The sequence below is a fragment of the uncultured Thermus sp. genome (genome assembly GCF_938010445.1).
In the GTDB taxonomy this organism is placed as follows: domain Bacteria; phylum Deinococcota; class Deinococci; order Deinococcales; family Thermaceae; genus Thermus; species Thermus altitudinis.
On sequence record NZ_CALLUR010000099.1, the window covers coordinates 1 to 3,455 of the forward strand.

The window sequence follows — 3,455 nt, forward strand, 5'->3', positions numbered from 1 at the left end:
GGCCCAGCCCACCCCCGGCACATACACGAGCCGCACCCCTTTCCCCTCGTAGACCCAGGCCCCGTTCTCCTCCCGGAAGGAAAGGCCAAAGGTGGCGGCGGGAAGCAGGGTCTGGGCCAGGGAACAGGAGAAGAATAGGAGAAGGGCCAGTCCCTTCCTCCAGGGAATGCCGCTAAGCCTCATCCCTCCATGGGAGCAGATGGCGGTGAGAAAGCGCTTAGAAAGGGTTTATCCTTTCACCACAATGAGGGGCCTTAAGCGGGCCACCTTCTTACCGATCCCTGCCCCCTGGACCGCCTCCACCACCACGGAAACATCCTTGTAGGCCTCGGGCATCTCCTCGTCCACGGTGGCCTTGGTGGCCGCCCGCACCAGGATGCCCCGTTCCGCCAGCTCCTTCACCAGGTTGCGCTCCCGGGCCACCCGTTTGGCCTGGTGGCGGCTCAGCTTGCGGCCGGCCCCGTGGCAGCTGGAGCCGAAGGACACCGCCATGGCCCTTTCCGTCCCCGAAAGCACATAGGAGTAGCGGCCCATGTCCCCGGGCACCAGCACGGGCTGGCCCACGTGCCGGTACTCCAAGGGGATTTCCGGGTGCCCTGGTCCGAAGGCCCGGGTAGCCCCTTTGCGGTGCACCAGGACCCTTTTTCCCCTGTGCTCCTCAAACTTGGCGTTGTTGTGGGCCAGATCATAGAGGACCCTTAGGCCATGCTCCCTTGGGGCAAAACCCACCACCTCAAAGGCTTCCCGCACGAAGTGGGCGATGAGCTGGCGGTTGGCGAAGGCGAAGTTGGCGGCGGCGGCCATGGCCTGGAGGTAGTCCTGGCCCTCTGGGCTCTGGATGGGGGCTGCCGCCAGCTGCTTGTCCACCAGCTCTATGCCGTAGCGAGGGGCCATTTTAAGGAATCTTTCCACATAATCCTGGCATACCTGGTGGCCCAGGCCCCGGCTTCCGGTGTGGATGAGAACGGTGATCTGGTTGGGAAAGAGGCCGAAGGCTTCGGCAGCCTCTTTGTCGTAGATCTGGTCCACGTACTGGACCTCGAGGAAATGGTTCCCGCTTCCCAGGGTGCCGATCTGGGGGGCTCCCCGCTCAAAGGCCCTATCGGAAACCTTGTCGGGGTTGGCCCAGGGAAGGCGGCCCTCTGACTCAATGAAGCGGAGGTCCTCCGGGTAGCCGAAACCCCGGCGGATGAGCCACCCCGCCCCCTCCTTGAGGATTTCCTTGAGCTCTTTCTTGCTGAAGCGCACGTCCTTGCGCTCGCTCCCCACCCCCGAGGGGATGAGGCGGTAGAGGGTATCGGCCAGCTCCCGTTGCCGGGGGAGGAGGTCTTCCAAAGTGAGAGAGGAGGCCAGAAGGCGTACCCCACAGTTAATGTCAAAACCCACCCCTCCCGGGCTCACCACCCCGCCCTCCTCCGGGTCAAAGGCCGCCACCCCACCGATGGGGAAGCCGTAGCCCCAGTGGATGTCGGGCATGGCTAAGGCGGGCTCCACGATACCCGGCAGGGTGGCCACGTTCATGAGTTGCTGCAAGGAGGCGTAGTTTTCCCCCTCGAGGTCCTTAAGAATCTCCTCCGAGGCGAAGAAAACCGCATCCACCCGCATCTTCCCCTGACGGGGGATGCGGTAAGTGTAGGGGGCGATTTTCTCAAAGCGCATGGCGCCCTCCCAAAGCAAAAGACCGGGCCTTTGTGCCCGGGCGTATCTTTACGCTACCGCAGTATGCGGTATGCGTCAAGGCTATACGGTAAAATCCCCCTGTGCCCGACCTGGCCTTCGCCCTGGAAACCCATCCCGGCCTGAAGCGTCCCAAGAACGAGGACGCCGTGGGCCACGCCCTCACCCCCTGGGGTGGGGTCTTCGTGGTGGCGGACGGGATGGGGGGGCACCGCACGGGGGAGGTGGCGGCCAGGCTGGCGGTGGAGATGATCCTGGAGAACCTCCGCAATGTGGACCCAAGCCCCAGGGCCCTGCTTCAAGCCTTTGAAAAGGCCAACGAGCGCATCTATCAGGAGGCGCAACGCCCTGAGAACCGGGGCATGGGCACCACCGCCACCTGCCTCCTTCTGGACCTACCCTATGCCCTGATCGCCCACGTGGGGGACTCGAGGGCCTACCTCCTCCGGAAAGGGGAGCTCACCCTCCTCACCGAGGACCACTCCTGGGTGGCGGAAAGGGTGCGCCAGGGCCTCCTAAGCCCCGAGGAGGCCAAGACCCACCGCTGGCGCAACGTGATCACCAACGCCCTAGGCTCCTTCCCCCAGGCCCGGGTGGACCTCATGGGGCTCAAGTTAGAACCCGGGGACGTGTTTTTGTTGTGCAGCGACGGCCTATCGGGAGTTCTGGAGGACCGCACTCTTGGGGAAGTTCTAAAGAGTTTTCCTCCCGAAGAGGCGGCCAAGCGCCTGGTGGCCTTGGCCAACGAATGGGGGGGGCCGGATAACGTGAGCGCCATTGTGGTGCGCATCCCCGAGGAGCTTCCCCAGGGGGGTCGCCCTTATGCCCTGCCCCTCGAGGCGGCGGGGGGTGCCCCGGTGCGCCTCAAGCTGGGGGAGGAGCCCGAGGAACTCCCCACCCAGGTCCTGGAACCGGAGCGCCCCCGGGTGCGCCTGAACTGGCGGGATGCCCTCCTGGTGCTCCTCTGGGTGGTGGTGGTGGCCTACATCCTGCTGGGCTACTTCAAAAGGCCGTAGACCTGCTAAACTCCTAGGGGTATGGAGCGGACCTTTGTCATGGTGAAACCCGATGGCGTGCGCAGGGGTTTGGTGGGGGAGATCCTGGCCCGCTTTGAACGGAAAGGCTTTCGCATTGTGGGGCTTAAGCTTGTCCTGATCTCCCAGGAGCTGGCGGAAAGGCATTACGCCGAGCACCGGGAAAAGCCCTTCTTCCCCGGCCTGGTGAGCTTCATCACCTCGGGTCCTGTGGTAGCCATGGTTCTGGAGGGGCCAAACGCCGTGGCCGAGGTGCGGAAGATGATGGGGGCCACCCACCCCAAGGACGCCCTTCCCGGCACCATCCGCGGGGACTTCGCCACCACCATTGACGAGAACGTGATCCATGGTTCCGCAGGCCTGGAGGATGCGAAGAGGGAGATTGACCTTTTCTTCCGGCCCGAGGAACTCCTCTAGGCTTGCTTGGAGGCCCGGGTTTACAGAAAAGGGGGGCGTGGGGGGGCCATAATGCCCCGGACCTTCAGTCCGGGGATACATGGACCCCCCACAGTGGGCTACACTAGGAGCAAATGGTCCAGCGGTGTACGCCCACCCCGGACCCGGGACCACCTGAATGGGAGGGGAAGCGCATTCAGGATAGCACCTACAAGAAGGCCTTCAAGTACCGCCTCTACCCCACTAAACCCCAAAGGCAGGACCTGGAGAAAGTCCTTTCCCTGTGCCGTCAACTCTATAACGCCGCCCTACAAGAGAGAAGGGATGCCTATAGGAAAGCCCAAAAGC

Annotated in this window: 4 protein-coding genes and 1 pseudogene; 3 read left to right on the forward strand and 2 right to left on the reverse strand. The window is 63.8% G+C overall.

Features of this window, described 5'->3' with window-relative positions; translation table 11 throughout:
• Both Q0693_RS05605 and rtcB read right to left on the reverse strand, forming a co-directional pair.
• Window positions 1-183 (reverse strand): annotated as a pseudogene (locus Q0693_RS05605) (hypothetical protein); the annotation flags it as partial.
• Window positions 184-228: 45 nt separating this feature from the next.
• Entirely contained in the window at window positions 229-1,659 is a 1,431-nt protein-coding gene (rtcB, locus tag Q0693_RS05610; protein ID WP_298629839.1) for an RNA ligase RtcB, read from the reverse strand.
• A gap of 101 nt (window positions 1,660-1,760) precedes the next feature.
• Here rtcB and Q0693_RS05615 point away from each other — a divergent pair, with 101 nt between their 5' ends.
• From Q0693_RS05615 to Q0693_RS05625, 3 genes are all read left to right on the forward strand, one after another.
• Window positions 1,761-2,693: a PP2C family serine/threonine-protein phosphatase gene (locus tag Q0693_RS05615; RefSeq protein WP_243032031.1), complete on the forward strand. Its 933-nt coding sequence runs from the start codon at window positions 1,761-1,763 to the stop codon at window positions 2,691-2,693.
• Window positions 2,694-2,714: 21 nt separating this feature from the next.
• The gene (ndk, locus tag Q0693_RS05620) at window positions 2,715-3,128 is read left to right on the forward strand and encodes a nucleoside-diphosphate kinase (RefSeq protein WP_243032030.1); all 414 of its coding nucleotides are present in this window, start codon (window positions 2,715-2,717) and stop codon (window positions 3,126-3,128) included.
• A 113-nt stretch (window positions 3,129-3,241) separates the two neighbouring features.
• Window positions 3,242-3,455 (forward strand): helix-turn-helix domain-containing protein (locus Q0693_RS05625; protein ID WP_298629842.1); only part of this gene is annotated, 214 nt, incomplete at its 3' end.